Origin of the sequence: Bradyrhizobium diazoefficiens USDA 110, from assembly GCF_000011365.1 — a bacterium.
Lineage (GTDB): Bacteria > Pseudomonadota > Alphaproteobacteria > Rhizobiales > Xanthobacteraceae > Bradyrhizobium > Bradyrhizobium diazoefficiens.
The window spans coordinates 3,796,912-3,823,167 of record NC_004463.1 but is presented as its reverse complement, the minus strand read 5'-3'; the positions used below and the strand labels follow the sequence as shown (position 1 = coordinate 3,823,167).

General features: G+C 65.3%; 25 protein-coding genes. 6 read left to right on the top strand and 19 right to left on the bottom strand.

Going from position 1 to position 26,256, the window contains the following annotated elements:
- Window positions 1–2: 2 nt before the first annotated feature.
- From BJA_RS17130 to BJA_RS17090, 9 genes are all read right to left on the bottom strand, one after another.
- Window positions 3–470, bottom strand: a complete 468-nt coding sequence (locus BJA_RS17130) for a tripartite tricarboxylate transporter TctB family protein (protein ID WP_011086237.1) — start codon at window positions 468–470, stop codon at window positions 3–5.
- Window positions 467–1,282, bottom strand: a complete 816-nt coding sequence (locus BJA_RS17125; RefSeq protein WP_011086236.1) for a carboxymuconolactone decarboxylase family protein — start codon at window positions 1,280–1,282, stop codon at window positions 467–469. Before BJA_RS17125 ends, BJA_RS17130 begins: the two co-directional genes overlap by 4 nt.
- A gap of 13 nt (window positions 1,283–1,295) precedes the next feature.
- Entirely contained in the window at window positions 1,296–2,069 is a 774-nt protein-coding gene (locus tag BJA_RS17120) for an SDR family NAD(P)-dependent oxidoreductase (RefSeq protein WP_011086235.1), read from the bottom strand.
- Window positions 2,070–2,080: 11 nt separating this feature from the next.
- Entirely contained in the window at window positions 2,081–3,106 is a 1,026-nt protein-coding gene (locus BJA_RS17115) for an acyl-CoA dehydrogenase family protein (protein WP_231166678.1), read from the bottom strand.
- A gap of 39 nt (window positions 3,107–3,145) precedes the next feature.
- Entirely contained in the window at window positions 3,146–3,916 is a 771-nt protein-coding gene (locus BJA_RS17110; RefSeq protein WP_011086233.1) for an SDR family NAD(P)-dependent oxidoreductase, read from the bottom strand.
- A 46-nt stretch (window positions 3,917–3,962) separates the two neighbouring features.
- Window positions 3,963–5,174: an acyl-CoA dehydrogenase gene (locus BJA_RS17105; RefSeq protein WP_011086232.1), complete on the bottom strand. Its 1,212-nt coding sequence runs from the start codon at window positions 5,172–5,174 to the stop codon at window positions 3,963–3,965.
- Between the two features lie 57 nt (window positions 5,175–5,231).
- The gene (locus BJA_RS17100) at window positions 5,232–6,449 is read right to left on the bottom strand and encodes an ABC transporter substrate-binding protein (protein ID WP_011086231.1); all 1,218 of its coding nucleotides are present in this window, start codon (window positions 6,447–6,449) and stop codon (window positions 5,232–5,234) included.
- A 63-nt stretch (window positions 6,450–6,512) separates the two neighbouring features.
- Window positions 6,513–8,636 carry an acetate--CoA ligase family protein gene (locus BJA_RS17095; protein WP_011086230.1) on the bottom strand — a complete coding sequence of 708 codons (2,124 nt, stop codon included), beginning with the start codon at window positions 8,634–8,636 and terminating at the stop codon, window positions 6,513–6,515.
- 1 nt (window position 8,637) lies between these two features.
- Window positions 8,638–9,408 carry an enoyl-CoA hydratase/isomerase family protein gene (locus BJA_RS17090; RefSeq protein ID WP_011086229.1) on the bottom strand — a complete coding sequence of 257 codons (771 nt, stop codon included), beginning with the start codon at window positions 9,406–9,408 and terminating at the stop codon, window positions 8,638–8,640.
- A 188-nt stretch (window positions 9,409–9,596) separates the two neighbouring features.
- Between BJA_RS17090 and BJA_RS17085 the strand changes: the two genes are divergently transcribed.
- Complete coding sequence (locus BJA_RS17085; protein WP_038965963.1) at window positions 9,597–10,574, top strand: tripartite tricarboxylate transporter substrate binding protein; 978 nt, start codon at window positions 9,597–9,599, stop codon at window positions 10,572–10,574.
- 26 nt (window positions 10,575–10,600) lie between these two features.
- On the opposite strand, the gene BJA_RS17080 is transcribed toward BJA_RS17085, so the two are convergent.
- On the bottom strand, window positions 10,601–11,275 hold the full coding sequence (locus BJA_RS17080; protein ID WP_011086227.1) for a TetR/AcrR family transcriptional regulator: 675 nt from the start codon (window positions 11,273–11,275) through the stop codon (window positions 10,601–10,603).
- A 109-nt stretch (window positions 11,276–11,384) separates the two neighbouring features.
- On the opposite strand from BJA_RS17080, the gene BJA_RS17075 reads away from it, so the two are divergent.
- The gene (locus BJA_RS17075; RefSeq protein ID WP_011086226.1) at window positions 11,385–12,269 is read left to right on the top strand and encodes an SMP-30/gluconolactonase/LRE family protein; all 885 of its coding nucleotides are present in this window, start codon (window positions 11,385–11,387) and stop codon (window positions 12,267–12,269) included.
- 12 nt (window positions 12,270–12,281) lie between these two features.
- On the opposite strand, the gene BJA_RS17070 is transcribed toward BJA_RS17075, so the two are convergent.
- Window positions 12,282–13,199 carry a LysR family transcriptional regulator gene (locus BJA_RS17070; protein ID WP_011086225.1) on the bottom strand — a complete coding sequence of 306 codons (918 nt, stop codon included), beginning with the start codon at window positions 13,197–13,199 and terminating at the stop codon, window positions 12,282–12,284.
- A 123-nt stretch (window positions 13,200–13,322) separates the two neighbouring features.
- Here BJA_RS17070 and BJA_RS17065 point away from each other — a divergent pair, with 123 nt between their 5' ends.
- The 3 genes from BJA_RS17065 to BJA_RS17055 all read left to right on the top strand — a co-directional run bounded on the left by BJA_RS17065 (window position 13,323) and on the right by BJA_RS17055 (window position 15,323).
- On the top strand, window positions 13,323–14,405 hold the full coding sequence (locus tag BJA_RS17065; protein ID WP_011086224.1) for an LLM class flavin-dependent oxidoreductase: 1,083 nt from the start codon (window positions 13,323–13,325) through the stop codon (window positions 14,403–14,405).
- A 55-nt stretch (window positions 14,406–14,460) separates the two neighbouring features.
- Window positions 14,461–14,955 (top strand): flavin reductase family protein, encoded by a 495-nt coding sequence (locus tag BJA_RS17060; protein ID WP_060911395.1) that lies wholly within the window; start codon window positions 14,461–14,463, stop codon window positions 14,953–14,955.
- 68 nt (window positions 14,956–15,023) lie between these two features.
- Window positions 15,024–15,323, top strand: a complete 300-nt coding sequence (locus BJA_RS17055; protein ID WP_038965974.1) for a hypothetical protein — start codon at window positions 15,024–15,026, stop codon at window positions 15,321–15,323.
- An 11-nt stretch (window positions 15,324–15,334) separates the two neighbouring features.
- Here the strand turns inward: BJA_RS17055 and BJA_RS17050 are convergent, their stop codons facing one another.
- The 3 genes from BJA_RS17050 to BJA_RS17040 are packed head-to-tail and all read right to left on the bottom strand — an operon-like array spanning window position 15,335 to window position 19,307.
- A complete protein-coding gene (locus tag BJA_RS17050) occupies window positions 15,335–15,775 on the bottom strand; it encodes a RidA family protein (protein WP_011086222.1) in 441 nt (146 codons plus the stop codon).
- Window positions 15,776–15,793: 18 nt separating this feature from the next.
- Window positions 15,794–16,972: an acyl-CoA dehydrogenase family protein gene (locus tag BJA_RS17045; RefSeq protein WP_011086221.1), complete on the bottom strand. Its 1,179-nt coding sequence runs from the start codon at window positions 16,970–16,972 to the stop codon at window positions 15,794–15,796.
- Window positions 16,973–16,988: 16 nt separating this feature from the next.
- Window positions 16,989–19,307 (bottom strand): bifunctional salicylyl-CoA 5-hydroxylase/oxidoreductase, encoded by a 2,319-nt coding sequence (locus BJA_RS17040; RefSeq protein ID WP_011086220.1) that lies wholly within the window; start codon window positions 19,305–19,307, stop codon window positions 16,989–16,991.
- Window positions 19,308–19,600: 293 nt separating this feature from the next.
- Between BJA_RS17040 and BJA_RS17035 the strand changes: the two genes are divergently transcribed.
- Window positions 19,601–20,107, top strand: coding sequence for a MarR family winged helix-turn-helix transcriptional regulator (locus BJA_RS17035; RefSeq protein ID WP_011086218.1), 507 nt, complete (start codon window positions 19,601–19,603; stop codon window positions 20,105–20,107).
- Between the two features lie 13 nt (window positions 20,108–20,120).
- Here BJA_RS17035 and BJA_RS17030 read toward each other — a convergent pair whose 3' ends face one another.
- The 5 genes from BJA_RS17030 to BJA_RS17010 are packed head-to-tail and all read right to left on the bottom strand — an operon-like array spanning window position 20,121 to window position 26,243.
- Window positions 20,121–21,785, bottom strand: coding sequence for an ATP-dependent acyl-CoA ligase (locus tag BJA_RS17030; protein ID WP_011086217.1), 1,665 nt, complete (start codon window positions 21,783–21,785; stop codon window positions 20,121–20,123).
- Between the two features lie 9 nt (window positions 21,786–21,794).
- Complete coding sequence (locus tag BJA_RS17025; RefSeq protein WP_038965975.1) at window positions 21,795–22,952, bottom strand: ABC transporter substrate-binding protein; 1,158 nt, start codon at window positions 22,950–22,952, stop codon at window positions 21,795–21,797.
- 57 nt (window positions 22,953–23,009) lie between these two features.
- Window positions 23,010–23,792, bottom strand: coding sequence for a cyclase family protein (locus tag BJA_RS17020; RefSeq protein ID WP_038965976.1), 783 nt, complete (start codon window positions 23,790–23,792; stop codon window positions 23,010–23,012).
- A gap of 34 nt (window positions 23,793–23,826) precedes the next feature.
- On the bottom strand, window positions 23,827–25,068 hold the full coding sequence (locus BJA_RS17015) for an SDR family NAD(P)-dependent oxidoreductase (RefSeq protein WP_011086214.1): 1,242 nt from the start codon (window positions 25,066–25,068) through the stop codon (window positions 23,827–23,829).
- On the bottom strand, window positions 25,065–26,243 hold the full coding sequence (locus BJA_RS17010; RefSeq protein WP_011086213.1) for a thiolase family protein: 1,179 nt from the start codon (window positions 26,241–26,243) through the stop codon (window positions 25,065–25,067). The genes BJA_RS17015 and BJA_RS17010 overlap by 4 nt, the downstream gene beginning before the upstream one ends.
- Between the last annotated feature and the right edge of the window lie 13 nt (window positions 26,244–26,256).

The following is a 26,256-nucleotide window of genomic DNA, read 5'->3' as shown; positions in this document are numbered from 1 at the left end:
GTTCAGTTGAGGAGAGACGGCCAGACGGGCAGTTGCAGCCCGAGACCGTAGACGAATACGGCCAGACACAGCGCGATGAGCACCGCAGCGTTCGCCAGCGCGCCCATCCAGGTGAACTCGGGGCTGGCCCGGCTCGACACCATGATCAGAACGAACAAGGCACCGACCAGACCGAGCGGAAACAGCAAGGCGCCGAACAGGATCACGGATCCGGTGATCCAGGCGAGCCCCTTGAGATCCCAGTTGCGCAGCGCCTGCCCGTCCGCGGTCGGCTTCATCGCACTGAGGATCACGACCAGACCGATGGCCGCGAGCACGATTGCGAGCAGGCGCGGAAAATAACCCGGCCCCATTCGCGCGGCTGTCCCCGCGGGATAGTTCAGCGCCGCCACGAAGAAGAGGACTGCAAATGCGAGGAACAGAGCGCCGGACGCGAACGCCCTGTGATTGCGGATCGCCAATCCCTTCACTTCCGTCCTCCTCCCTCACCCGGTCCCTTGCTCTCCTCGCCGGCACCGGCCTTCGAGGAACGCTCGTCGAGGGCTTCCATCAGAACCGGTACGCCGATCGCGCAGGCATGGACGCCAAGATGTGCAGTCATCTGGAGAACCTGAAGGATCTCCCGCTGGCCGATGCCGAGCCGCAAAGCCCGCCTGATCTGCACCCGCAGTCCATGCGGATTGAGTGCCGTGAAGCAGGCGTTCAATGCGAGCGAGATCAGACATTGCGAGCAATGGTCGAGACCATCCCCGGTCTGCCCGCCCGCGAGGAGATCCAGCAAGACGGCGAAATAGCCGGGATCGCTCCGCAGCCATTGCTCGCAGAAATCGGGCCAATCCCCGAATTGCGCCACATAGGCATCCCGCAGCGCCGTCTGCTCATGCGTCAGTTCGGGATGATCGACCTGAAGCCCCGCGCTCGCCAATTCCTCGGCTAGGATGCCGATGCCGAGATTGCAGCCGTCGAGCCCCTGAACCGTCGCGAGGCGAAACACGTCGATGATCTCCCGCGCCGACGCCCCCTCCTGAAGTGCAAGGCGAAGATGCAGCGCGAGGCCGGATCGGAACAGGTGCGTCGCCGATCCGTCGAGCGCGACGTAGATCAGCTCGCGCATCTTGGGCGACAGCGGTCCGTTCTCTACGGCATAACCCGCATATTTTCCGTAGGCGTCGAGAAACGCCGGATCGAGCCGCAGCAGCCCCTCCGTCCAGGGCCGCCAATAGCCCCGCGCCTTGACGTAGGCATTTTTCAGTACCTGCTGTTCCGGCGTCAGATTGGACATCGCAATGGTCCCGTCAGGCAATGTTCGTCAGGGTGATGCCGCCGTCGACGGTGAGCACCTGCGCCGAGATGAAGCCGCTCTCGTCACCGGCGAGGAAGCAGATGGCCTTGGCGATATCGTCGACCGTGCCGAGCCGCCCCAGCGGCGTTCTCGCGACGCGGCGTGCATCGAGTTCGGCGTTACGATTGCGCATCGTTCCTTCGGTCGGAATCGCCGAGGGCGCCACGGCGTTGACGCGGATGTTGCGCGCACCGAGCTCGGCTGCGGCAGCGCGCGTGATGCCCATGACGCCCGCCTTGATGCCGCTGTAGACGATGCTGTTCTTCGCCGAGATCAGGCCGGCCACCGAAGCGACGTTGACGATCGCGCCGCCGCGTTCCGCATCCATGACCTCGGCGGCGGCCTGGATACCCCACATCACCGCCTTGAAACCGATGTTGAGCATGCGTTCGACAGTCTCCGGCGCGATGTCCGCGACCGACTGATAGCGGACCCAGGCCGCGTTGTTGACGAGGATGTCGAAACGCCCCTGCTGCTCCGCCAATCCAAGCACCGCCTGCCGCATGCCGTCGCGGCTCGACACGTCCTGCGTGACGGCTACGGCCTTGCCGCCGGCCGCCTTGATCGCGTCCACCGTGCCATCGACGAATTCCGGCTTCAGGTCGTTGACACCGACGATCGCACCGCGTCCGGCGAGCCGAAGCGCAGTCGCACGGCCGATGCCGTTTCCGGCGCCGGTGACAAGTGCGACGCGCCCCGCGAGCGTCTGATCCCTGGTCTCGGTCATGGTCGTCTCCTTCATGCTTCCGCCTCGGCGAACGGTGCAACTTCCGATACGTAACGGCGGCCGAACGTGCTGATCAGGCCGCTGGCATCGCCCTGGGCCTGAAGCGTACGGATGCGGCGCAGATGGCGATGCACCGGCACATCCCATGTGAAGCCCATGCCGCCGTGAATCTGTAGCGCGCCCTCGCTGATCGAGCTGCCATAGGTCGCCGCGGCCAGGAACGCCGCATCACGCTGGACCGGACCGCCCCCCTCGGACAGGCAGCGCGTGATCGCGTGACGGATGCTTTCGAGCCCGAGCTTCTGGCGCGCCAAGGCATGCCGGATGGCCTGATTGTAGGACAGGGCGTGGCCGAACTGGCGGCGCGTCGACGCATGTTCCTGCGCGAGCGCCAGGCATGCTTCGGCGGATCCCAGGATAGCGGCGGCGCGGAGCACGTTGGCGTCCGAGTTGAGCAAATCCCATGTGCCAGCCGGCAGGACGGAGCCGATCGGGACTTCAACTTTCTGGAGCCGCACCACGTGCTCCGGCACGGTCAGATCGAGGCCGGCCGCTTCCTCCACCACAACGCCTTCGGCATCGGTCGGGATCAATGCAGCGGTGCCCGCGTTCATCCGTACCAGGATGTAGTCGACCTTCGCCGCGCAGGCCGCGCGCGCGACCGTGCCGCTCAGCACCTGCAACCCCCCTTCCCGTTCGGCGAGGGCCTCACCCTGCCAGGCGATCGTTGCCAATTTCTCGCCGGAAACGATCGCGGCGGCAAGACGCGTCAGCGACGACTGCAGCAGGCGACCGACGAGGATGGTCTCCAGGAGCGGAAATCCGAGCAATCCCGCATGAGCGGCCGCGATCACCGGCACCGCGAAGCCGAGCGGCAGGGCCAGCCCCCCGACCTCCTCATCCGCGATGACGCCGAGCAGACCGTCACCGGCGAGATTTTGCGCCTGTTCGCGAACAGCCAGGCCTGCACATGCGGTCACGGCGCGTGCCGCGGTTGCGGCGAACTCGTCGGGCTGAAGTCCTTCGGCCATGATCATCACTGTCCTCTTCGAAAACTGCGCGACTACAATTGCTCACTAGGCAAGATACCCGCCGTCGACGGGCAGGATGACGCCGTTGACATAGGACGCCATCGCCGAGGCGAGAAAGATCACCGGCGCTGCGATCTCTTCGGGCTGTCCCACGCGCTTCAACGGCGTGCGCGCCATCAGGCCGGACAGCCGCGCCGGATTCCCACGGGTGCTCTCGCTCATTTCGGTCGCGATGATGCCGGGCGCGACGGCGTTGACCCGGATGCCATCGGGCGCGAGATCGCGGGCAAGCGCCTGCGTGAACAGCCTCACCGCCCCCTTGGACGATGAATAGCCAACCGTACCACCCATGCTACCGAAGGCCGCGACGGAGGCAACGTTGATGATGGTTCCCGGCGATTTGCGTAGCGCGGGAATGAACGCATGAACCACGTTGAAGGTGCCGTTGACGTTGACATCGAACACCTGCCGCCAATTCTCGTGAGCGCGCGGGCTGTCGATCGGCTCGCGGATGATGATCCCGGCGTTGTTGACGACGACGTCGGCGAGGCCAAGCTCCTCATCGACCCGCCTGGCCACCTCGCCGCAGGCCAAAGCATCAGTCACGTCGAGCGAACAGCCGATTGCCTCCTTGCCTCCGTCCCGGATCTCGCGTGCAACGGAGTCTGCCCGGTCCTGCCCCAGATCGGTCACGACGACCCTTGCCCCGGCAGCGGCCGCGCCCAACGCGATGGCGCGCCCGATCCCTTGGCCCGCTCCCGTCACCACGACGAGACGATCCTTCAACAAGCCCGCCTGCCCCCGTCCGTCGGACATCACCGGCTCCCTGTTGTTCGTAACGAGGCAATGCGCGGGAAGACCATCACTTGCCTCGCGACAGCTGGAGGATGCGATCGGCGATGATGCCGAGCTGGATCTCGGTCGTGCCGGCATAAATCGTCTCGGCGCGCGCCTGAAGGTAGATGGCTTCGAACCGGCGCCGCGCCACCGTGATCGCCGGGTTCTGCGGCAGCGATGCCTGCGAGAGCAGTTCAATCGCAAGCGCCGCAAAGCGCTGATGCGATTCGCTCCAATAGAGCTTCGCAAGGCTGCCGCGCGCTCCGATCTTGTCGCCGTTGACGAGCGCCTCGACGGCCGTCTCGACATGCGCCTTCAGCACCTCGATCTCGACGGCGACCTCGCCGAGCCTGACGGCGTAATGCCGGTCCGCGACCATTGCCGACAGCGCCGGGTCCGTCTTGCAAGCCGAAATCAGGTGGCGCAGTTCGTTCTCGAAGCGCCAGGCGCGGTACATGCGGTTGGTCGCCCGCTCGATCTCCAGCACGCGGATGGCTGCGGCCCAGCCCTCGTCCGGCGCGCCGATCGCATCGGCCTGGGCCACTTCGACGTCGTCGAAGAAGACCTCGCAGAAGCTCTCGCGTCCGTCGATCGATTTGATGGTGCGCACGCGCACGCCGTCGGCATCGAGCGGCACCGCGAACATGGCAAGGCCGCGATGACGATCCTCCAGCGGACCGGTGCGGGCGAGCACGAGACAGCGTTGCGCCCGGTACGCGCCGCTGGTCCAGATCTTCTGGCCGGTGATCTGCCAGTCGTTGCCATTTCGCGTGGCGCGAGTGCGAAGCCCGGCAAGGTCGGACCCCGCTTCGGGCTCGGAAAATCCCTGACACCAGATGTTGCGCATCTCGAGGATGGCGGGCAGGAACCGCCGTTTCTGCTCCTCGCTGCCGACGGCCAGGATGATCGGACCGGCGAGTTCCTTGCCGATCGAGTTGACGCTCTCCGGCATCGCCAGCGCGCCGATCTCCTGATTGGCGATCAAATGCTCGCGCAAGGAGCGGCCGTGCCCGCCATAGGCCTGGGGCCACGTAATGCCGGTCAGGCCGGCGCGGTACATCGCCGCCTCCCACGTCACGGACTGCTGGAGCGTGGGCGGCGCGAATGCGGCACTGTCGCCGCGGAAGCTGGCGGGCAGATTGGCATGCAGCCAGCGATGCACCGCATCGCGATAGGCCGCGCCCGCCAGGCTCTCGCTCGCGACCGGATACGTCGACACCGCTTCAACTACACTCATCGCCTGCTTCCCGCCTTCGCCATACGTGCCGTCATGTCTGGGCCGCCTGTCCGTTCTTCACTGCGACTTGAGCAGATCGCAGGCGCTCTCCGAGGCCGGCCGCCACGCATCCTCCGGCGCGATCGTGCCGGTGATCTCGTAATAATCGTAGGTGTATTTGGACTCCGACGGAGCCTTGATCCGCGCGACATAGAGCGGACGCATCACCTGGCCGTCAGCCCTGATGCTGACGTTGTTCATCTCGAAATCGTTGATCGGCGTGTTCTTCATCTGCCGCATCACGGCATCGCCGTCGTCGGAGCCGGCGGCGGCCACCGCCTTCAGATAATGCGTGATGGCGCTGTAGGTGGCCGCCTTGCCCTCGTTGAGAAGCTGACCGTTCGTCGCCTCGGCATAACGTTTGGCAAACGCCCGGCTCTCCGGCGTCATGTCCCAGTAGAACGGCGTCGTCAGCCGCACGTTCTGGAGGTCCTTGAGCCCGATGCCATGCGTCTGGCTGATCATGAGGCCGAGGGGAACGAGGAGTTGCGTCCTGGTCAGCCCGAACTCCTGGGCCTGCTTGATCGCATTGGCGAAATCCGCACCCGAATTGGCGAGCGCAATTGCCTTGGCGCCGCTGGCCTGTGCCGTCAGCAGGAATGAGGAGAGATCCGACGAGTTGAGCGGATGCAGCACCGAGCCCACCACCTTGCCGCCACCCGCTTGGATGAACTTCGTCGCGTCCGCCTGCCAGGCCTTGCCGAAGGCATAATCCACCGTCAGGAAGAACCAGGAGTCGATGCCCTGCGCGAGCAGGGCCTTCACCGTGGCTTTCGGCTGGGCATAGGTATCGACGACCCACTGCGTGGTCATGGGCGAGCATTTGTCGTTGGTGAAGAACGATCCCGCGGTGCCGGCCAGCATGTACGGCTTCTTGCGGTTCTTCATGATGTCTTGCACCGCAAGCCCGATCGACGACGCCGAGCAGCCGACGATGGCATCGACACCTTCATTGTCGACCCACCGCAGCGCAATGGCGACGCCGACATCTGGCTTGTTCTGGTCGTCGGCGATCACGAGCTCGATCTTCTTGCCGTTGACCGCTCCACCGAAATCGCCGACCGCGAGTTTGGCGGCCGCGACCGAACCGAGGCCGCAATTGTCGGCATAGGGACCGTTCTGGTCATTCATGATACCAATCTTGACCACATCGCCCGATATGCCCTGTGCGGACACGGGCGCATGGGTCAGCAGCAAGGCAATCATGCCGAGCGCCGTGATTGTCGATCTCTTCACCGTTTCCTCCTGCTTTTACGCGTTTCCTCTGGGCCGGCTTCTGCCGGCTCTATTTGTTGGGATTCAGTGGGTTGGCGGCGCACCGCGCGGGATCAGCAGCGCGTCGAGCGCCACGGCTCCCTCGCCTTTGGCGCGTAACAGCAACGGGTTGACGTCGATCTCCGCGATCGTGTCGGTATGCGCGGCGGCAAAGCGCGACAACGCGGCAACGGCCCGGGCCGCGGCGTCGAGGTCGGCGCGCGGCCGGCCACGCGCGCCGTCGAGCACCGCGAACGCCCTGAGAGATTTCAGCATCGCCATGGCCTGCGTCTCGCTGACCGGCGCCATCTGCACGGCAGAATCCTGGAGGCTCTCCGCGAAGATGCCGCCGAGGCCGACCATCACCACCGGCCCGAACAACGGATCGATGCGGCTGCCCAGGATCAGCTCGGCGACGCCCTTGGCCATCGGCGCCACGATCACGCCGTCGATTGTCGCGTTGGGCGCATTGGTGGCGACGCGGTCGAGCATCTGGGCATAGGCGCGCCGGACTTCGGCTTCCGAGCCAACGCCGACGACCACGCCGCCGACCTCCGTCTTGTGCGGCAGGTCGGGCGAGGCGATCTTTAGCACCACGGGATAACCGATCTCGGTGGCAGCGCGCGCCGCTGCATCCGCATCCTGTACCAGACGCTCGGCCAGCACCGGCACACCGGCCTCGGCAAGTGCGCGCTTGGCGCCGAGCTCGTGGCGGAATGCATCGGCTGCCAGCGGCCCCGCCTGCTCGATCGCAGCTGGCACGTCCTGCGGCCGTTTCGACACCCCCTGCAGCCGCACCAAGGCAGCGATAGTTGCGCAGCAGCCATCGAAGCTTTCCACCGTCGGAAAGCCCAGCGCGTGCAGCTCGGTCAGCGCGTCCTCCGGGCCGTCGACGCAAAGGACGATCGGACGCTGGGGGAACTGCGCGCGGATGTTGCGCAGCGTGTCCATGTAGATGGAGCGCAAGCGCGGCAGATGCAGCGAGAACGGCAGCGGCAGGATCACCGTATCGGCCCGATCGTCCGCCACGACGGCGGTCATGATCTTCTCCAGAAGATCTGGGCGGCTCGACATCTGCGCCGTGGCGTCGACCGGGTTGCGGGCCGATGCAAAGGGCACCAGCTCAAGAATCTGGCGCTGCGTCTCCTGGCCGAGTTCCGGCAGCGTCAACCCGACCGACTGCGCGGCATCCGCGAGCAACACGCCGAAGCCGCCCGACGCCGTGAGGATCGCGATGCCTGGGCCCTTCGGCAGCCGGTCCGGCAGCAGGATCGATGCCGCATGACCGAGATCGATGAGTTCGTCGATGCTGCGGACGCGCACCGCACCGCAACGGGCAAACAACGCGTCGAACACCGCGTCCGATCCTGCCATCGCCCCGGTGTGCGAGGCCGCGGCGGCCTGGCCTGCCGCGGACGTGCCGATCTTCATGGCGATGACGGGCTTGCCGGCATCGCGCGCCTCTTCAAGTGCGGAGATCAGGCGGCCGGCATCGCGGCACGCCTCGAGGCAGCACAGGATCACCTTGGTGGCGGGATCGCGCGCCATCCAGGCGATACCGTCGGCGATATCGACGTCGCACTCGTTACCTGTGGTGATGAAGCGGCTGACGCCGACGCCGCGCTCGCTGGCGAGCCGCATGGTGTAGCTGCCGAGATTGCCGCTCTGCGACACGATGCCGAGCGAGCCGGCCGCCGGCATGCTGTGCTCGAGCACGATCGAGAACGTCGCGATGCTCTTCTCGGCGACGCTGACCGCGCCAAGACAGTTCGGCCCCAGCAAGCGCATGCCGCTGTTGCGCGCGGCCAGGCGCAGCCGGTCCTGCATCGCGCGGCCCTGCTCGCCGAGCTCGGCAAAGCCCGACGAGAACACGACGACACTGCGGACGCCGCGGGCCGCGCATTGTTCCACGGCCTCGCCGGCGCGCTCCGCATCGACCGCGATGATGGCGAGATCCGGCGCCTCCGGCACTTCGGCGACGGAAGCATAGGCCTTCAGTCCCTGCACCGTCACAGCCTTCGGGTTGACCGGATAGATACGGCCTGCATAGCCGTGGCGGCGCAACAGGTCGACCGGCCGACCGCCGATCTTGGTCGCCTCCTGCGAGGCGCCGATGATCGCGATCGAGCGCGGCGACATCAGCGCGTCGAGACCTTCTCCCGGCCGCATCTCAGCGCCCCTTGAACACCGGCGTGCGCTTCTCCAGGAACGCCATCCGCGCTTCCTTGGCGTCCTCGGTCTTGGAGAGAGCCATCGTGATGTTCTGCTCGAAGCGGTAGGCATCGCGCGGCGGCATGAGCTCGACCATGTTCGCCGCATTCTTGGCATATTCCATCGCGATCGGGCTCTTCGAGGCGATCTCGCGGGCGAGCTTCATCACCTCGGGGATCAGGTTCTCCTTGGTCGTGCAAGCCTCGATGATGCCGAGGCGATAGAGCTCGGTGGCCGGCACGCGATAGCCGGTGAAGAACATGCGGCGCATCAGGGAGCGGCCGAACAACGTGTTCAGCATGGCGGCACCGCCGGCGAGCCCGACGTTGATCTCGGGCATGCCGAAGACGGCCTCTTCGCAGGCGTAGAAGATGTCGCAGGAGGCCATCAGGCCGACACCGGCGCCGAGCGCAACGCCGTTGATCGCCGCGATGACCGGCTTGGAGCATTCGCGAATGCAATTGCCGGCCTCGCGTGTGATCCGGTTGTGGCTGTGAAACGCGCCGATCTTGGTCGGGTCCGGACGGTCCTTCAGATCCGCGCCGCTGCAGAACACCTTTCCGGCTCCGGTCAGGATCGCGACCCTGACATCGCTACGCTCGGAAATCTCGTCGAACACGCTCACGATGCGATCGCGCATGGCACGATCGAGCGCGTTCACGGGAGGACGGTTCAGCGTCACCAGCGCGATGTGATCGGACACTTCGAGGGTGACGATATCTCCTGACATGGCTTCCTCCTGGGCTTCTGCTTGTCTTGTGTTTGTCTTGCTTGCTATTCCTGACCGATCGGTCAGCTTTTTGCGCTGATAACATCAAGCGCGGCGACTTGCAATATCCTATCGATGTCCTATTGACCGACCGATCGGTCAGTTATTAGATTTCGCGACAAGCAAGAACGACCGTGAGGAGGACTCCCATGCCCAGGATCAGCCGACGCCAGGCGACAACTCTCATCGCCGGCGCCCTCGTCGCCCCGCTTGGCGCGCCTGCAATCGTGAGGGCCCGCGCGTCGCAGATCTTCATCATCGTGCCCTATGCGCCCGGCGGCTCCATCGACAGCCTGATGCGCTCGATCGCGAAGGCCATGGCGGAAACCTTGGACCAGCCCGTTCTCGTCGACAACAAGCCGGGCGCCAACGGTATCGTCGGATCGCAATATGTCGCGCGCGCGCCGAAGGACGGATCGGTCCTGCTGGCCGGCGGCACCGGGCCGATTTCGCTGAACGTGCTGCTCCGCAAGAACTTGCCCTACAAGCTCGAGGACTTCGCCTCGGTCGCCATGCTCTGCAACGGGCCGCTGTCGCTGACCGTGAACGCACGGACGCCGGCCGCCGACGTGAAGAGCTTCGTCACCTACGCCAAGGGGCGCGACAAGCCGCTGTTCTACGCCACGCTCGGTCCGGGCAGCGTCACGCATTTGTTCGGGATCATGATGGGCAAGTCGATGGGATTTGCCGTCACCGAGGTTGCCTATCGCAACAATCCGGCCTCCATCATGGAGACACTGTCAGGAGAATGCGATCTCAACTTCGCAACGCCCGCCGCCGTGATCGAGCATGCGCGCGGCGGCCAGCTTCGCATCCTCGCGGTCTCCTCGGACAAGCGCATGACGAGCTTGCCCGAGATACCGACGCTCGCCGAATCCGGCTATCCCGACCTCACCGCATCGTTCTGGACCGCGCTCCACGCCCCGGCGGGCACGCCGCGCGATGTCATCGCGCGGCTGAACGCGGCAGCCAACGCCGCGATGCAGAAGCCCGAGATCGCAAAGCAGCTCGAAACCGATGGCCTGATGGTCGATACCGGCGCACCGGAGCGGCTCGACGCCCAATTGACCAAGGACGCCGCGCTCTGGGGACCGGTGATCAAGGCGCAGAACATCGCCCTGGAATGAGGCGTTGCACGCGGTGCCGCCACCGGTCAGCGTGATTTTCGCCGGCCGGCGCGAGGCGGCTCGGCGCCGGGAAGTTCGATCAACTCCCCGCTCCGCAGCCCGTTGAACAGCATGTCGAAGAATATCTCCGCGATCTGTTCCGGGGTTGCGGATTTGTTGGGATTGTACCAGCGATGCATCCAATTGAGCGAAGAGAGGATCAGCCGGCCGGTCATGGGAACGTCGACCTTGCGGATTTCGCCGGCGTCGATGGCTTCCTGGATCAGGCCGCGCAGAAAGTTCTCGAAACGGTCGCGGCGCGTCAGCCTCTCCTTGTGCCGCCGTCGGTCGGGATCGTTCCAGAAGGCGGTCGTGGAGGCGATCCAGGCCCAGCGATAGCGCCGGAAGTATTCCGCCGTGGCGACCATGAAAGCACGAATCTTCTGCGACGGCGGCCCGTCGGGAATGCGGTCGCGCACGAAAAGGTAGAGTTCGAGCGTCGAGCCGACCGCCACCCGCGCGTAGATCTCGTCCTTGTTGGAGAAATGATGGTAGAGGAGCGACTTGGAGATGCCGCAGGCGAGCGCGATGTCGCGCATCGAAGTCCCCTCAAATCCCTTGCTGGCGAACAGCCGCCCGGCCTCGGCGAGGATCTGAAGCACGCGGTCCGAGGCCTCGGCCTGGTTCGCAACGCCATCCTTCATCGTTGACAGTTCGGTCATGAACTCCGCAATCCGTTCGTCAGCCTGGCGCCAACATGAGGGTCTTTAGAATGAAACTAGGTTTTCACGGACCGATCGGTCAAGCCCGGCGATCCCTGCGCGAGGAACCATGAGCGCGGTCCGGATCACGCGAATCGGCACGACGAAGGACCAGCTCGGCGAAAGCCCGGTCTGGGATGAGCGCCGACAGCGCCTCTTCTGGATCGACGCGCTGGCCGGATCGATCCACGCCCTCGACCCCGTCACCGGCGCGACCGAGCAATTCGGCGCGCCCGCGCCGATCGGGTCGCTGGCGCTGCGGCGCGACCGCGGCGCTGTGCTCGCACTACGCCACGGATTTGCGCGCTACGATTTCGACATGCGCGTGCTGACCGAAGGTCCGTCGATCGGGCTCGACCACCCGAAGGTGCGGCTGAACGACGGAAAGGCCGATCCCTATGGACGGTTCGTGGCAGGCACGATGCACGGCGACCGCGCCCCGGATGAAGCGCCGCTCGGCGGCCTCTACCGCCTGGACGCATCGGGCGCGCTGGAGCTGCTGGAGACGGACCTCGCCGTGAGTAACGGACCGTGCTTCAGCCCCGACGGACGGACGTTCTATCTTGCCGACAGCGCAAGACGGATCATCTGGGCCTATGACTACAGCCAGGATGGCCCCCTCGCGAACAAGCGCGTCTTCGTCAACACGGAGGCGCAAGACTCCGGTTGCGATGGCGCGACGATCGATGCGGAGGGGTATATCTGGTCGGTCCTCGTGCGCATCGGCAAGATCGCGCGGTTTGCGCCTGACGGCACGATCGTGCGGACGGTCGACATGCCGATCCGCCATCCGACCAGCGTGACGTTCGGGGGAACCGATCTCGATATTCTGTACGTGACATCGATCTCGCGCAGCCACGCTCTCGGCGATGACCGCCCGGATGCCGGCGGCTTGTTCGCCGTCGAAGGCCTCGGCGTTCGCGGACCGCCGGCGCACCGGTTTGGCCCGGCCTGAGCGGCCCCTCCACTACTGCGCCGATCTCTTGACCTGCCTTGGCACGTTCTCGGCCATGTAGTCCACGAAGACCCTGATCTTCTCCGGCAGATAGCTGCTCTGGAGGAAGGTGGCGTAGATTCCTTCGTCGAAGGTGGAGTTCGTCACCCGGAAGCCCGGCAACAGGCGGACCAGGCGCCCGCTCTTCAGCTGTTCCGCCACGGTATAGTCGTCCAACAGGGCGATGCCGTGGCCGGCAACGGCGAGATCGCACAGCACCACACCATTGTTGCTGCCGAAGGACGACGGCACGACAATCTCGCGCAGCCTGTTCCTGCGCATGAACTTCCAGACGACGTCGTCAGGGCCCATCCAGTAGGTCAGGCAATTGTGGCGGGTGATGTCCTCCGGCTCGCGCAATTTCGGCATCCGGCCGACGTAGTCCGGCGAGGCCACGAGAATCCGCTCGCTCCGCAGCAGCCTTCGCAGCATGAGGCCTGGGTCTTTCGCCGCCTGGATCTGGAAATCGACGTCGAATTCATCTTCGCGAAGCTGGGGACGGCGCTCCGACAGGCGCAGCTCCACCTTCAGTTCCGGATAGAGCTTCTGAAAGCCCGGGATCAGCGGCGAGAGCACCCTGATGCCGAACAGCGTCCGCGAGTGCACCCGTAGCGTTCCGCGCGGCGCGGTCTGCAACGAAAGCGCTGCGGCTTCGGCGTCCTCGATACCGTGCAGGACCTGCTCGGTCCGCTGGAAGAAGATCTTGCCGGCGTCGGTCAATCCGAGATGGCGCGTGCTGCGGTTCAGGAGCTGCACGCCGAGCTGCGCCTCGAGCTCGCCGATGTAGCGCGACACGGACGCCGGGGAGAGCCCGACACGGCGCCCGGCCGCGGAAAAGCTGCCCTCACGGACGGCACTGACGAACAATTCCATGGCCTGGAGGCGATTCATCGATCTTTTCAGATTCTGCAAAGGACATGCTCAGAATACGTCAATTGTTCGAAAACGCTCAAGCCCGTAGCTTGCTGAGAACGGATCGCAAGAGCGACCACGATCAGGTGGAGGAAGCAACTGATGGAATTCGGCGTATTCATTCTGGCGCAGCAGCGCGGCTATCATCAGAGCTCGCAGCAGGTCATCAACAACGCCGTCGAGCAGACCGTAGCCGCCGAGCAGGCCGGCTTCGATACGGCCTGGTATGCCGAGCACCATTTCAACAATTACAGCCTCTGCCCCTCGCCGCTGATGATGGTCGCGCATTGCGCCGGCCTGACCAAGCGCATCCGGCTCGGCTCTGCCGTCTGCGTGTTGCCGCTGTATCACCCGGCGCGGCTGCTCGGCGAAATCGGCTTTGCCGACACGGTCTCGAACGGGCGTCTCGATCTCGGCATCGGCTCGGGCTACCAGAAGTTCGAGTTCGACCGCTTTGGCGTGGACCTCGAACATTCGCACGCGCTGTTCGCCGAATTCTACGACGTCCTTCACGCGGGCATGCAGCAGCGCATCTTCTCCTATTCCGGCGAGCACCTGAAGATGCCGCCGACCGCCATCGCGGTGCGCACGGTGCAGAAGCCGATGCCGCCGATCTGGGTCACGTCCGGCCACGGCGAGACGCTCGGCCGCGCCATTCGCGACAACCACAATCTGTTCGTCACTGCGCTGCTGAACGGCCTCGATGCCATCAAGGCCCTGCGCGAACGCCTCGAGGGGATCGCCGCCAACGAAGGCCGCTCCATCGACGACACGCGCTTCGGCTTCCTGCGCTGCGCCTATGCCAGCGACAATGACAGCGAGATCCAGTCGTACCTGGACAATGCGCGCTTCCAGCGCCGGCTCTCCGAAAGCTTGAAGTTCCGACGCGCCCAGAGCGACGACGGCTATCTGATCAAGGAAGAGGCCGGGCCGAACGACATGAGCCTGGAGACGATGCGGGACAACCTGCCCGTCGGCAGCGTCAACCAGGTGATCGACCGCATGCTGGAAGAGATCAGCATTCTCAGACCGACCCACATCGCGCTTCAGACCCAGCTCGGCGATTTCGACCAGCGCACGATGCTGCGCCAGATCGAGCTATGGGGCAGCAGGATCATTCCCGCGATCCGGAAAGAGCTGAAATCCGGCCGTGGCAAGGTCGCAGGCGAAGCCGTTTCGGCGTAACGCAACCGGCGAGAAGCGAGCCCGGAGGTACGTCATGGGATGTCAGATGTCTCAAATGACCGATTTCCGCTCAGTCGAAGCCGCGGAGTTTCGGCTGGCCATGCGTAACCTCGCGAGCGGCGTCGCAATCGTGGCGACGGGAACAGAGACGGCGCGGCGCGGGCTGACGGTCAGCTCCGTGACCTCGCTGTGCATGGACCCGCCCTGCCTGCTCGTCGGCGTCAATTCGAGCTCCGAAACCCACACCGCCATCCTAGCCAACGGCCGCTTCGGGATCAGTCTCCTCGGCAGCGGGCAGGAAGATCTGGCGCTGCGTTTCGCCGGTGGCGCCAAGGGCATCGACCGCTTCGCGACGGCGCCGTGGGAGCAAGGCGTGCTTGACGTGCCATTGCTCGAGCCTGCGATCGGCGCGCTGGAATGCGTGCTGCACCATCATCAAATGGTCGGCACGCACGGCCTCTTCATCGGCAGGATCGTGGCCACCCGCGGTGGGAACGGCAATCCCCTGGTCAATTTTCAGGGCGCGCTGCGCGCGTTGCCGCAGGGTTAAATGGACTTCAGGCCTGCCGAGGCCGGTACCATCGCGTCCCGGCGCGCCAGAATCAAAGGAGCGGCACCGTGATCATCGAATGCTTCGCCGGCGGCAGCGTCCGACTGGACGAACCGCTCGACTTTCGCAAGTTCAAGCTGGTGTTGCATGCCGGCGCATCGCCGGAAGTGCTGGCCCGGACCGGGATCACGCTTCTTGATGATCGCGATGCGCTCGTCTCGATTGATCTGGTCCCCACCCTGGAGGGCCGCCCCAACGATGCAAGCTGGGATCGGCAACATGCCGAGATGGTGGCCAAGGCCCGCGAGCATGGCTGGATCGATATCCCGCGAAATGCGATCCGGGCCCACGTCGAACCAGCCCTGTAGGCCGCAATCCTTCAGCGCGGAACGACAGCCGTCGCTTCAATCTCGACGCGCGCTGCCGGCTCGACAAGGCGCACGACCTGAACGAGCGCCATGCTCGGATAGTGGGTGCCGATCACCTCGCGATAGGCTTTGCCGAGCGCCTTGAGATTGGAGACGTATTCGTCCATGTCCACGACATACCAGGTCAGACGAACCAGATGATCCGGCCTTGCGCCGCCTTCGGCCAGGATCGCGACGACGTTCTCGAGCGCCTGGCGGACCTGCGCAACAAATCCATCGCCAAACCGGCCTGAAACGTCCCAGCCGACGACGCCGCCGGTCACGACGAAGCGCCCGTCGGCCATCATGCCGTTCGCATATCCCTTTGGCTGCGGCCAGCCACCGGGCTGGAGCACCTGCAAACCGTTCGCCATGTCGCGCGCCGCTGCGCCCGGCTGTCTCGTCACACTCATCGGTTTCTCTCTATCGTCTCAGCGCGATTTCAGTAAATCGCGCGCCACAATCAGTTTCTGAACCTCGGTCGCGCCCTCGTAGATGCGCAACGCCCGGATTTCGCGGTAGAGGCTTTCGACCACCTCACCCTTGCGCACGCCGCGTCCGCCGAACATCTGGACCGCGCGGTCGATGACGCGCTGTGCGGTCTCGGTCGCCGTCAGCTTCGCCATGGCCGCTTCGCGCGTCGTCGGAAGCTTCTGGGCATCGCGGCGCCAGGCTGCGCGATAGGTCAGGAGCGCGGCAGCGTCGGTGTCGGTTGCCATGTCGCCGAGCGCGGCCTGGGTCAATTGGAGATCTCCCAGCGTCGCGCCGAACATGCGTCGGCTGCGCGCGTGCGACAGCGCCTCGTCGAGCGCCCGCCGGGCGAAGCCGAGGGCCGCGGCCGCGACCGACGCGCGAAAAATGTCCAGCGTCTGCATCGCCAGCTTGAACCCGCCGCCCGGCGCGCCGAGGCGACGGCTCGCCGGGATCCGGCAATTGGCAAAGCGCAACGTCGCCAGCGGATGCGGCGCGATGACGTCGATGCGGTCGGCGATACCGAAACCAGGATCATCGGGAAAGACGACGAAAGCCGAGATGCCGCGGGCGCCCGGCGCCTCGCCCGTTCGGGCGAACAGCGTGTAGACGTCGGCAATGCCGCCGTTGGAGATCCAGGTCTTCTCGCCGTCGATGACGTAGTCGTCGCCGTCGGCGCGCGCCGCGCAGGACATCGCCGCGACATCCGATCCCGCCTCCTTCTCGGACAGCGCGAAGGCCGCAAGCCATTCGCCGGAGCGAACCTTCGGCAGCACGGCCTTGCGCAGCTCGGCCGAACCGCCGAGCGCGATCGCACCGGAGCCGAGCCCCTGCATGGCGAAGGCGAAATCGGCAAGGCCGTCGGCATAGGCGAGCGACTCGCGCGACAGGCAGATCGAGCGGGAATCGATCGTCGTCGCATCGCCGTCGGGCGCCGCGACCGCGCAATCGAGCAGGCCCGCCTCGCCCATCGCGCGCACGAGCTTGCGGCAGGCGCCATCGACATCGCGATGATCGATTGTCTCGAGCGCCCCCGACTGCACGAAGCGGTCGAGCCGCTCGCCGATCGTGTGATGGCGCGGTTCGAAAAACGGCCAGTCCAGCCAGTCGCGCTTGATGACCTTTGCCACGGCGCTCATCTGATCCCTCCTCCGCTCACTGCGCGCTAGCTGCCGCGGCGCGCGCCAGATTGCTTTCGTATTGCCCCTTGGCGGACAGATACTGCTTCGGCCAATTGACCGACGTGATGCCGATGCGCGCGGCTTCGTGCAACGTCCAGGCCGGGTCGGCCAGATGCGGCCGCGCAATGGCGCAGAGGTCGGCGCGGCCGGCCGCGAGGATCGAGTTGGCGTGATCGGCCTCGGAGATCGCGCCGACTGCAATGGTCTCGATGCCGACTTCGTTGCGGATCAGGTCGGCGAACGGCGTCTGGAACAGGCGTCCATAGATCGGCCGCTCTTCCTTCCAGACCTGCCCCGACGAACAATCGATCACGTCCGCACCCGCCTCCTTGAACATCGCGGCGAAGATCGCCGCATCGGCCGGAGTGTTGCCGCCTTCGGTCCAGTCATGGCAGGACAGGCGCACCGACATCGGCCGATCGGACGGCCACGCCGCGCGCATCGCCTTGAACACCTCGAGCGGAAAGCGCGCACGGTTCTCGTGGCTGCCACCGTATTCGTCCGTGCGCCGGTTGGTCAGCGGCGACAGGAAGCTCGACAGCAGATAGCCGTGGGCGCAATGGAGCTCGAGCCACTCGACGCCGGCCGACGCCGCACGATGTGTTGCCGCGACGAAATCGTCGCGCACGCGGTCCATGTCGCTGCGGTCCATGGCGCGCGGCAACTGGCTGTGGGGCAGATACGGCAAGGCCGACGCGGAGATCAGAGGCCATTCACCGGATTCAAGGGGTTGATCGATCCCTTCCCATGGCACTCTAGTCGCGCCCTTGCGCCCGGCATGGCCGAGCTGGATTCCGACCTTGGCGTGTCCCAGGCTGTGGATCAGGCCAACCAGTCGGCGCCACTGCGCCTCTTGCGCATCGTTCCAGAGCCCGAGGCAACCCGGCGTGATCCGCGCATCCGGCGAAACGCAGGTCATCTCGGCAAAGATCAGCGCAGCGCCACCCATGGCGCGCGCGCCGAGATGGGCGATGTGGAAGTCGTTGATGAGACCGTCCTCAGCCGAATACATCGCCATTGGCGACACCATGATGCGGTTCGCGAGCGAAAGGCCGCGCACGCGGTGCGGCGTCAGCATCGGCGGCAGCACCCGCTCGCCGTCCTTGACAGCGATGCCCGAGCGCGCGGCGAACCAGCGCTCAAAACCTTCCAGCCAGGTGCGGTCGCGCAAACGAAGGTTTTCGTGGCTGATGCGCTGGGAGCGCGTCAGCATCGAATAGAAGAATTGCGGCGGCTCGAGCGTATCGGCATAGCGCCGGCCGACCACCTCAAACCACTCCATGGCGTTGCGCGCCGCGTTCTGGATGCGCGCCACGTCGACGCGGCGCACCTCCTCATACGCTTCCAGCACGGTTTCGATGCCGGCGCGGCCGTGACCGTGGCGATCGAACTGATTGGCGAGCTCGATGGCGTCGTCGAGCGCGAGCTTGGTGCCCGACCCGATCGCGAAATGCGCGGTGTGCGCGGCGTCTCCCATCAGCACGACATGAGACTTGCCGTTGAACACGCTCCATTTGCCGCAGATCAGGCGGCTGAAATTGAGCCAGGCCGAGCCGCGCAGATGGCGGGCGTTGGTCAGGAGCTTCGCGCCATCGAGCGTCTCGGCGAAGATCTTTTCGCAGAAATCGATCGAGGCCTGCTGATCGAGCTCGCCAAGCCCGTGGGCATTGTAGGCTTCTTCCGTGGTCTCGACGATGAAGGTCGAGGTCTCCGCGTCAAACTTGTAGATGTGCGCCTGGAACCAGCCGTGCTCGGTCCTCTGAAAATCGAACGTGAAGGCGTCGAACGCCTTCTTGGTGCCGAGCCAGATGTAGCGGTTCGGCCGGATCACCATGTCGGGCTGGAATTGCTCGGCATAGCGCGCGCGGATTCTGGAATTGACGCCGTCGCAGGCGACGATCAGGTCGGCCTCGGGAAATTCGAGATCGGACTCGACGTCGCGCTCGAAGACGAGCTCGACACCCAGCGCCTCGCAGCGCCTCTGAAGAATATTGAGCAGATGCTTGCGCCCGATGCCGATGAAGCCATGGCCGGTCGTGCGCTGGCGCGTGCCCTTGAAGACGAGCTCGATATCGTCCCAGTGATTGAAAGCGTCCTCGATCTCGGTCGCGCTCTCGGGGTCGGCAAGGCGCATCGCCGACATCATGGCATCGGAGAACACGACCCCCCAGCCGAACGTATCGTAGGGCTTGTTGCGCTCGACGACGGTGATGACGTGATCCGGATGCCGGCGCTTCATCAGCAGGCCCAGATAGAGACCCGCCGGGCCGCCGCCGATACAGACTATGCGCATGATCCCTCGCTTTCGCGCGCCGCGCCGTGTGCCTGAGCTCTCGCTCGAATTATTTTAAGCATAAAGTATTTTGTCGGCATGGGCCTTGTCAAGGTGGGTTCTGCAAGGAGCCTGGGCGACGCGCCCGGCGCCACAGCGCCGATCTTGAGATACAATGCAAGGTGGACACACGGCAGAGCCGAATCCGAGGCACCCAGGCTCAGCCTTGAATTTACTTTTGGCACGAACTATCTTGCGGGCATCCACGAGAGCTGCACCAGCTTTCATCAGGCCACCAAGCCCGGGAGATTCGATTGGCGCTCGCGAAGGAGTCCACGCCTGTTTCAGCCAGGAATGGGGCGGATCAGGAGGCCGAGTACAGGGCTCAAACGCGAGTTTGGCTCCGGCTGCTCGCCTGCACGACCTTGATCGAGGGGGAGCTGCGGCGCCGGTTCCGTGAAGAGTTCGATTTTACCATGCCCCGCTTCGATGTTCTCGCCCAGCTCGACCGCGAGCCGAGCGGTCTCGTGCTGGGAGAGCTGCCCAAGCGCCTGATGGTCTCGGCCGGGAACCTCACGCCGATCGTGGACCGCCTCGTCGCGGATGGATACATCACCCGCACAGCGTCGAACCTCGACCGCCGCGTGCAGATCGTCTGTATGACGGTCGAAGGCCGCAAGACCTTCAGGCGAATGGCCAAGAGCCACGGCGCATGGCTCGCCGAGCTGCTGGCGGATTTCCCGGCGGACCGGTTCGACGGATTGATCGGCGAGCTCGACGACCTCAAGGGCGCCGTCAGGGACGCGCTGCAAAAACCCTGAGCGGACGCGACGGTCAGCGTCGCAACCTTACTCCGGCTGCCTCGCGATCCCATGTGTCCGCGGTGACGCCCGCTTCGCACAGCACGCCCTTCTTGATCTTGCCGTTCTCCGTCAACGGCATCTGGCTCAGAATGCGCACATAGCGCGGGATGGCGAAATAGGCGATCTGCCCTTCGCAATGCTTGACGACGTCGACGGGCTCCAGCGACTGGCCCGGTTCCAGCAGGACCGCAACCGCAACCTCGTCCTCTCCCAATTCCGACGGCAGCGGGTAGATCGCGCAAGCGGCGACCGCGGGATGGGACTGGATGGTCTGCTCGACCTCCCACGAAGATACGTTCTCGCCACGCCTGCGGATCGAATCCTTCATGCGGTCAATGAAGCGATAATGTCCGTCGGCATCGCGAACGACCCGATCACCCGAGTGGAACCACAGATTGCGCCAGGCCTCGATCGTCTTCTCCGGCATGCCGAAATAGCCGGTGGCGAAAGCAAAGGGTTCGCTTGCGCGAAGCACGAGCTCCCCGGCCTGTCCATCGGGAAGCGCTGAATCATTCTCGTCGACGATCCGCGCTTCGATGCCGTCGGCCAGATAGCCCATCGTTCCCGGACGATCGGACGGGATCGTGCCGGCGAACACGAAATTGGTCTCGGTCGAGCCATAGCCGTCGACCAGCGGCACGCCAAATCGCTCGAGGAACGGCGCGTGGATTTGCGGCGGCACACCGCCGCCAAGCGCAACGCGAAGACGATGCGCCGAATCGTTCGCATTCTTCGGCTGCGCCAGAAGCATCGATGCCATCGCACCGAGCAGATAGCCGACCGTCGAATTGTGCCGTTGCGCGGCGGCCCAGAAGCCGGAGGCGGAGAACTTCGGCTCCAGCACATAGGTGCATCCGTTCAGGAGCGCCTGATAGAACGCATTCAGCGCGTTGGTGTGGAACAGCGGCAGCGTCGTGAACAGCACATCGCCCTCGCGGATGCCGAGCGCCCGCGCCGAATAGATGCCCCACCAGAACAGTTGCGCCTGCGGACAACACACGCCCTTTGCGGGCCCCGTGGTGCCGGATGTGTAGAGGATCGCAACGGTGTCGCCGGGGCGCACGGCGCCCGCCGGGGCCGCGGCTCCGAGAGCCGGCAATGGCAACGCGGAAAGCCCGGCATCGACCGCCCCGCCGGCAGCTCCGACGATCCAGGTCCGAGGCGGCAGCTCGACACCTGCCTCGACACTCTCGATCGCGGCAACGAACTGAGCCTCGACGACAAGGAGCGCGGGACGCGAGTTGCGGAAGATGTGGGAGAGCTGGAAGCCGCGGAGCGCTGTATTGATCGGGACCGCGATGGCCCCGAGCCACGCACAGCCGAGGTAGACCTGTAAAAACTCCGGACGGTTCGAACACATCAGCGCGACCCGATCGCCCGGCTTGATCCCCGCATCGACGAGCGCCTGGGCCGCCGCGGCCGCGATCGCCGCGGTCTGCGCAAAGGTCCAGCGCGTCTCGCCCGCGACCAGCAGGACGCGATCGCCATAGCGTTCCGCCTGCCGCGTGAGGATGGTGGAAAGGATCCGCTCCGACGGTGGAAACGACGTCACCGCGCGCGCCCAGGCCGGCGTCGCGTTCTCCCGTCCGGCCGCTGCGCCGGCGTTCGCCGGCCCCTCGTTTTCCGCCACGATCATGCGTCCGCCTCAGGGCAACAGCTTGTATTTGCCGTCCTCGATCTGGACCAGGATGCGCGAGCGATCGTCGACGCCATGCCGATCAGCCGGCGTGTAGGTGTAGACGCCCTGCGTCCCCACGACCTCCTTGGTCGTGAACAGCGCCTGACGAAGCGCGGTCCGAAATTCCGGCGAGCCGGGCTTGGCGCCGGTTGCCATCGCACGCTTGGCGGCATCGGCGAACACCAGCCAGCCGTCGAAGGAATAGGACGAGAATGAATCCGTCGGCGCCTCGCCGTTGGCCTTCTCGAAGGCCGCACGGAAATCCAGCGCAACCTTCTGAATCGGATTGCTGGCAGGAAGCTGCTCCGCCGCGGTCACCGGTCCGGTCGGACAGATGATGCCGTTGGCGGCCTTGCCGGCAAGACGGAGGAAATCGGCACTGATCATGCCGTGATTGCCGTAGAGCGGCCCCTTGTAGCCGCGCTCGGACAGCGCGATGACCGGCAGCGCACCGGGCGTTCCCGTTCCACCCAGCATGATCGCATCGGGACGCGCGGCGATCGCGCGCAGCACCTGGGCCGTGACCGAAGAGTCCGAACGCGCGTAGCGCTCATTGGCGATCACCTTGATGTCCGCCGACTTGGCGGCCTGCACCAGGGAATCGTAGAAGAGGTCACCTAACGCGTCGGAGAAGCCGATGAAGGCGACGCTCCTCAATCCCTTCGCCTTCATGTTGTCGACGATGCCCTGCAACAGCAGCGGCGTCGGTTGCGGCGTCTGCACGACCCAGGGACCGCCCTCGCCCGGCGGCACCGGCGCGATCGGGGACACCGCGATCATCGGAATCTTCATCTCGATAGCCGCAGTCGCCATTGCGAGCGTCTGGGGCGCACCGGACGTGCCAATGAGGACATCGACTTTTTCCTGCTCGACGAGTTTGCGGGCATTGCGCGCCGACGACGTCGGATCGGAGCCGTCATCGAGCTGGATGACCCGAATCTTCTCGCCGCCGATCTCGCCGATATAGGCCTGGCCCGCCGCGATCCCCTTCGCGTTCGGAATCCCAATCGACGACACCGGCCCACTGAGACCGGTGACGAAGCCGACGAGAATATCGGCTTGCGCAATGTGCGGGACGGCAAGAAGCAACGCAGTGGAGGCCAGCAGACTCTTGATCAAGTTCATGGCACCTGTCCTTCGTGAGAATGTCTTGTTCCGATTGGCAAGCGCCATGGATTCAGTTCAGGTTGACGAAACCAGCGCGATGACGCGAAGCGGACTGCCGGAGCCATTCTGGATCTTCAGCGGCGAGGCGACGATGACAGCCCCGGTGGCGGGAAGCTGATCCAGGTTGCACAGGCATTGCAGGCCGTAGCGACCCGCGCCGTGCAGGAAGTGATGCGCCGGATAAGGCGGCTCGAAATGGCCGGCCTGCCCTGCATCCGTGCCGATGGTCTCGGTGCCAAATCCGATGACGCCGCGCTCCTCCACCAGCCACTTCATGACATCAGGGTTCGGGCCCGGCGTGTGCGCGCCGTCATCCCTGAGATTGGAGTAGTCGCGCCAGCCCTTCTTCGACCAGTCGGTCCTGAGCAGCACCCAGTTCCGCTCGGGGATCCGGCCGTGCTTGGCTTCCCAGGCTTCCACGAGCGGGACGGTCAGCAGGAAATCGGGATCCTGCGCCGCCTGCGCGGAGCAGTCGATGACGCAGGCCGGCGCGATCATGTCCTTGGCCGGCATCGTGTCGACGGCATTGTTCGGCAGGTTCTTGCCGGTGAACCAGTGAATCGGCGCATCGAAATGCGTGCCGGTGTGCTCGCCGAACGTGACATTGTTCCAATACCAGGCCGGGCCGCGACCGTCGTATCGCGAGATTTCCTGGATACGGACCGGCGCCGCCTGGCCGAACTCCGGCGGCAGCACGATGACCGGAAAGTCCGGACTGAGCGTGAAAGTCAGATCGACGACGCGCACCGCGCCGGAAGAAATCGCACCCGCCAGCTCCAGGAGATTGTTGCTTTGCATCGTCACGTCCTCCGGCTTGGTTGAAATCTCGATGTCACCTGTCGAGCTCGCGCTCGAGCGCTTTCGGATTGGCCGCGAGACGTTGCCGTATCTCTTCGGCGACATCTCCGACATACATCTCCTCGAGCCCGCCTCTCAGCCCCGATACGATCGCCTGCGCGATGGCGCGCGGCGCGACCTTCGGCGGCGGCACGGTCTGGAACCATTCGGTGTCGACAGGCCCGGTGAACAGATTCATCACCTTGACGCCGCCGGGCCTGAGCTCGGCACGAAGGCAGTGCGAGAGCGACAGGCACGCCGCTTGCGAGGCCGAGTAGGCGCCAAAGGCAGGCCAGTTCGCCAGCGCATAGACCGAGAGAATGTTGACCCACGCGGCGCTGTTATTGATGCCATCGGCTCCCCGCATCCGCATGCCGGGGCCAAAGGCCTGCGCGAGGTTGATGAAGCCGAGATAGGCCTGGTCGATCTCGTCCCGCGCGATGCTCGTGCCCCTGCGGTCGAGCAGGCCGCCCGGCCGCACATATTCCGTCGTGTTGACGAGGATATCGACCTTGCCGCCGATGTCGGCGGCGAGATCAGCTGCGGATTTCTCGTCGGCTGCATCAAGGGTCACGATTTCGATCCCGTCCTGACCGCGCAGCAGATTCTCGCCGGCGAAAGGCCGCCATGGTTGGGCAACACCGACGAAGACCGTCTTGGCGCCTGCCGCCTTCAATGCGGCGACGGCTTCCTGGCCGATCACGCTGCGGCCGTTGGTCACGAGCACGCGCCGGAATTTCGGATCGGCCGTCATTTCCCGCCACTGCTTGTCGTCTGCCATGTTGGGAGTCTCCCCCTCGGGATGGGCAAAAGCCACCGCCTGGCCGCTCTTGTCGAGTTGAAACGACATGCGGACGGGCGCGCCCTCCGCGGCGTCGGCATGGAGATGTGCGACGATCGTCGGACCGCAGTCCATCTTGACGAGGCCGATGCGCCAGGGCGCCCGTTCGCGGAAATAGACGTCGCTCGGCACGCGTGCCGTCGTTTCCGCGAGAAGGACGCCTCGTCGTGGCGCATCGGCGAACGCGAGGTTGGCCGACAGGCAAGACGGACAAGCCTCCCGCGCGGGATAGGCGAAGGCACCGCAGGCATCACACTGCTGCAGCATGAAGCGGCCTTCGGCGGCTGCCCGCGTGAACCCATGCGACGTCCTGCTGCGCGGTCGCGGTGGCGAAGCAGGCAGCCGCGTCCGCAGCAGCGGGTTCTTGCGCCGGGGCGGATTGATCGGCTCTATCATCGCGACGGCCCTGCAAAGATCGCGGCGCCCGAGGCGAGACCGCGGTCGTAATTGATCATACCGAACCCCGAGGCCAAGGCGAGGTTCGCATTCCTGACCTGGGTGGAGCCTGCAGTCCCCAGAACCTGCCGCAGCCCTTCGACGAGGCCGAGATAGGCGCCGGCCGCGCCGGCCTGCCCGGCCGAGAGTTGTCCGCCCGAGGTGTTGTGCGGAAAGTCGCCATCGATGGTGAGATCGTGCTGGCGCACGAACTCGGCCCCCTCCCCCTTCTTGCAGAAGCCGAGATCCTCGAACTGCATCATCGTGATGACGGGATAGTCGTCATAGGTCTGCACGACATCGAGATCATCAGGCTTCACGCCGGCCATCGCATAGAGTTCGCCGATGTCCATCGCCCAGCCGCCACGCACCTGCATCGGATCGTCGGCGAAGGCATTGTGCCGCTCGATCGTCGACAGCAGTCGCGCCGCAGGCAGCCCCAGCGATGCCGCAGTATCTTCGCGCATTACGAGGAACGCTTCCGCGCCGGCGCAGGGCATCACGCAGTCGAACAGATGGATGGGATCGGAGATCGGTCGGGCCGCGAGATACTGTTCGAGCGTCAACGGTGCCTTCATCAACGCGTGCGGGTTGCGCAGCGCATTGGCGCGCTGGGCGACCGCGATCCTGCCGACATCCTCCCGCGTGACGCCGAAGGTGCGCATATAGTTGCGCGCGATCAGCGCGAAGCTCGCATTGGCGCCGCCCGCGCCATAGGGATAGACGGCATCCTGGTTGAAGCGCGAGAAATTCTCGAGCGTCAGCCGGAAGGAATCGACGTGGTTGGTGTCACCCGCCACGCACGCCACGATGTCGGCGTCATGAGCCTGAACCGCACGCGCCGCCTTTCGCAATCCTGCGACGGCGCTGGCGCCGCCGAGCGGGATCGTATCCAGCCATCGCACGCAAAGCCCGAAATGCTGCGTCAATCCGATCCCGCTGTCAGTCCCCATGGTGAAGCTGGAGACGCACAGACCGTCGACGTCGGAGGCTTTGATGCCGGCCTGCGCGACGAGCGCGCTGAGCGCACGGCCGATCCACCACTGCGCGCTTTCGATGGAGTAGCGCACATAGGGAATCGTGACGGGAGCCGCAATCACGACGCCGCCGTACGGTGTGCGTAAGGAATTGGTCACCGAGCGCCCGCCT

What these genes read in the sequence shown, in the direction of transcription:
- BJA_RS17070 (WP_011086225.1), bottom strand. Translation starts at nt 13,199, where the DNA reads ATGAATCGCCTCCAGGCCATGGAATTGTTCGTCAGTGCCGTCCGTGAG.
- BJA_RS17025 (WP_038965975.1), bottom strand. Translation starts at nt 22,952, where the DNA reads ATGAACTTGATCAAGAGTCTGCTGGCCTCCACTGCGTTGCTTCTTGCC.
- BJA_RS17020 (WP_038965976.1), bottom strand. Translation starts at nt 23,792, where the DNA reads ATGCAAAGCAACAATCTCCTGGAGCTGGCGGGTGCGATTTCTTCCGGC.
- BJA_RS17060 (WP_060911395.1), top strand. Translation starts at nt 14,461, where the DNA reads ATGACCGATTTCCGCTCAGTCGAAGCCGCGGAGTTTCGGCTGGCCATG.
- BJA_RS17085 (WP_038965963.1), top strand. Translation starts at nt 9,597, where the DNA reads ATGCCCAGGATCAGCCGACGCCAGGCGACAACTCTCATCGCCGGCGCC.
- BJA_RS17015 (WP_011086214.1), bottom strand. Translation starts at nt 25,068, where the DNA reads ATGATAGAGCCGATCAATCCGCCCCGGCGCAAGAACCCGCTGCTGCGG.
- BJA_RS17115 (WP_231166678.1), bottom strand. Translation starts at nt 3,106, where the DNA reads ATGATCATGGCCGAAGGACTTCAGCCCGACGAGTTCGCCGCAACCGCG.
- BJA_RS17045 (WP_011086221.1), bottom strand. Translation starts at nt 16,972, where the DNA reads ATGAGCGCCGTGGCAAAGGTCATCAAGCGCGACTGGCTGGACTGGCCG.
- BJA_RS17040 (WP_011086220.1), bottom strand. Translation starts at nt 19,307, where the DNA reads ATGCGCATAGTCTGTATCGGCGGCGGCCCGGCGGGTCTCTATCTGGGC.
- BJA_RS17105 (WP_011086232.1), bottom strand. Translation starts at nt 5,174, where the DNA reads ATGAGTGTAGTTGAAGCGGTGTCGACGTATCCGGTCGCGAGCGAGAGC.
- BJA_RS17080 (WP_011086227.1), bottom strand. Translation starts at nt 11,275, where the DNA reads ATGACCGAACTGTCAACGATGAAGGATGGCGTTGCGAACCAGGCCGAG.
- BJA_RS17090 (WP_011086229.1), bottom strand. Translation starts at nt 9,408, where the DNA reads ATGTCAGGAGATATCGTCACCCTCGAAGTGTCCGATCACATCGCGCTG.
- BJA_RS17075 (WP_011086226.1), top strand. Translation starts at nt 11,385, where the DNA reads ATGAGCGCGGTCCGGATCACGCGAATCGGCACGACGAAGGACCAGCTC.
- BJA_RS17120 (WP_011086235.1), bottom strand. Translation starts at nt 2,069, where the DNA reads ATGACCGAGACCAGGGATCAGACGCTCGCGGGGCGCGTCGCACTTGTC.
- BJA_RS17050 (WP_011086222.1), bottom strand. Translation starts at nt 15,775, where the DNA reads ATGAGTGTGACGAGACAGCCGGGCGCAGCGGCGCGCGACATGGCGAAC.
- BJA_RS17065 (WP_011086224.1), top strand. Translation starts at nt 13,323, where the DNA reads ATGGAATTCGGCGTATTCATTCTGGCGCAGCAGCGCGGCTATCATCAG.
- BJA_RS17095 (WP_011086230.1), bottom strand. Translation starts at nt 8,636, where the DNA reads ATGCGGCCGGGAGAAGGTCTCGACGCGCTGATGTCGCCGCGCTCGATC.
- BJA_RS17030 (WP_011086217.1), bottom strand. Translation starts at nt 21,785, where the DNA reads ATGATCGTGGCGGAAAACGAGGGGCCGGCGAACGCCGGCGCAGCGGCC.
- BJA_RS17125 (WP_011086236.1), bottom strand. Translation starts at nt 1,282, where the DNA reads ATGTCCAATCTGACGCCGGAACAGCAGGTACTGAAAAATGCCTACGTC.
- BJA_RS17110 (WP_011086233.1), bottom strand. Translation starts at nt 3,916, where the DNA reads ATGTCCGACGGACGGGGGCAGGCGGGCTTGTTGAAGGATCGTCTCGTC.